We start from the raw sequence: 1,958 nt of genomic DNA, 5'->3' as shown, positions 1-1,958 counted from the left end.
CGGCTCGGGGGCCAGCCGGGACAGGACCCCGAGGCGCCGGGGCTCCGGCAGCATCTGGGGCTCGGGTGTCACGTCCATTCGAGGACGCCCTTCTTGTACGCGTAGAGCAGGCCGACGGCGAGGAAGCCCAGGAAGACGAACATCTCCACGAGCGTCGTGGCGCCGTAGCCGGCGGCGGCGAACACCGTCGCCCACGGGAAGAGGAAGATCGAGTCGACGGCGAAGATGGCGTAGAGGAAGGCGTAGACGTAGTAGCGGACCTGGGTGTGCGCCCAGCCCTCGCCCACGGGGTCGACGCCGCACTCGTACGTCAGCAGCTTCTCGGGGGTCGGGACGACGGGCCGCAGCAGGCGGCCCGCGCCGAACGCGACGGCCACGAAGAGCACGCCGAGGACCGCCAGCAGGCCGACGACCGAATAACTCCGGAAGTAGTCCGCGGCGAGCACGGTCACGGTCGACACCGTTGGTTCGGGCACGTCCGTTCCTCGCTCCTTGGCCACTGTCGACGATCTGGTACGGACGGGAGTCTAGGGCCTGCCCCGAGCGGGGTGGGGTTATCCCCCGTTCACCGCGGCCCGGCTCCCCCATGGCACCGGCCGCGGGTGTCTTGGCAGGCTGTGCGGCATGACCGCACTCCCTGCCGCTCCCGACGACGACCGACCGCCTGCCGTGCGCCCCGCCCTGGGGGCGGTGGCGTGGAAGGAGATCGCCCATCTGCTGGCCAACCTGCCGGCCTCGCTCTTCGGGTTCGTGTGGACCCTGACGATGGTGACAACGGCGGGCGGGCTGTCGATGACGGTGGTCGGTGTCCCGCTGCTGGCGGCCGGCCTGGCCGTGTCCCGGGTGGTGGGGCGGTTGGAGCGGGCGCGGGCGCGGCTGCTGCTCGGGGTGCGGGTGGAGGAGCCGTCCGCGCTACCGGGTCCGCAGCGGGCGGGCGGGTTCCTGGCCTGGCTGTGGTCCGCGGTGACGGACCCGGTGGCCTGGCGGGCCGTGCTGTACGAGCTGGTACGGCTGCCCTGGGGGGTGCTCACCTTCACGGTAGCGCTGGTCGGCCTGTTCGTGCTGTGGCCGGTGCTGCCGTACGTGGCGCGGGCGCTGACGAACGTGGACCGGGTGCTCGTACGGGTGCTGCTGTCGCCGTCGGACGAGCTGGAGCGGCGGATCGCCGAGCTGGAGTCGGACCGCGGGGTGGTCGTGGACACGGCGGCCGCGGACCTGCGGCGCATCGAGCGGGACCTGCACGACGGGGCGCAGGCCCGGCTGGTGGCGCTGGCGATGGGGCTGGGCCTGGCGAAGGAGAAGCTGGAGGAGGATCCGCGGGCGGCGGCGGCCATGGTGGACGAGGCGCACGGCGAGGTGAAGCTGGCGCTGAAGGAGCTGCGGGACCTGGCGCGCGGCATCCACCCCGCCGTGCTGACCGACCGCGGCCTGGACGCCGCGCTGTCCTCCGTCGCCTCGCGCTGCACGGTGCCGGTCGCGGTCGCCGTCGACCTGCCCGAGCGGCCCGCCCCCGCCATCGAGGGCATCGCCTACTTCACCGTCTCGGAGCTCCTGCAGAACATCAGCAAGCACGCCCAGGCCTCCTCCGCCCGCGTCGAGGTGTGGAAGTCGGGGCCGCGGCTGCTGATACGCGTCGCCGACGACGGGCGCGGCGGGGCGGCACCCTCCGGGGGCACCGGCATGGCGGGGCTCGCGGAGCGGCTGGAGGCGGTCGACGGGGTGTTCGCCGTGGACTCCCCGCCGGGCCGGGGGACGGTCGTGACGGCCGAGCTCCCGTGGCGGGCGCGCGGCTGACCGCACGGGGGTGGGGTTAACCCCCGGTCGGGGAGGCCGACGCACCTCATGGCCCGGCCGGGCACCGGCGGGCAGGGTGAAGGGGCGGATCAAGCGGACCCGAGGGGAAGGCGGACGGAGCATGGACGGCGGCGGCGCGGTGGCCGGCAGGGCAGGCCGGGCAG

Annotated in this window: 2 protein-coding genes; one reads left to right on the top strand and one right to left on the bottom strand. The window is 74.2% G+C overall.

Going from position 1 to position 1,958, the window contains the following annotated elements; genetic code table 11:
• Positions 1–68: 68 nt before the first annotated feature.
• On the bottom strand, positions 69–476 hold the full coding sequence (locus EF903_RS32080) for an NADH-quinone oxidoreductase subunit A (RefSeq protein ID WP_125548470.1): 408 nt from the start codon (positions 474–476) through the stop codon (positions 69–71).
• 148 nt (positions 477–624) lie between these two features.
• Here EF903_RS32080 and EF903_RS32075 point away from each other — a divergent pair, with 148 nt between their 5' ends.
• A complete protein-coding gene (locus EF903_RS32075; protein ID WP_125548469.1) occupies positions 625–1,794 on the top strand; it encodes a sensor histidine kinase in 1,170 nt (389 codons plus the stop codon).
• Positions 1,795–1,958: the final 164 nt, after the last annotated feature.

Origin of the sequence: Streptomyces sp. WAC05292, from assembly GCF_003949955.1 — a bacterium.
In the GTDB taxonomy this organism is placed as follows: domain Bacteria; phylum Actinomycetota; class Actinomycetes; order Streptomycetales; family Streptomycetaceae; genus Streptomyces; species Streptomyces globosus.
The sequence above is the reverse complement of the archived record's forward strand: the minus strand, read 5'-3'. Positions and strand labels throughout refer to the sequence as shown.

Coding starts and splice junctions, on each gene's coding strand:
- EF903_RS32075 (WP_125548469.1), top strand. CDS start 625: ATGACCGCACTCCCTGCCGCTCCCGACGACGACCGACCGCCTGCCGTG.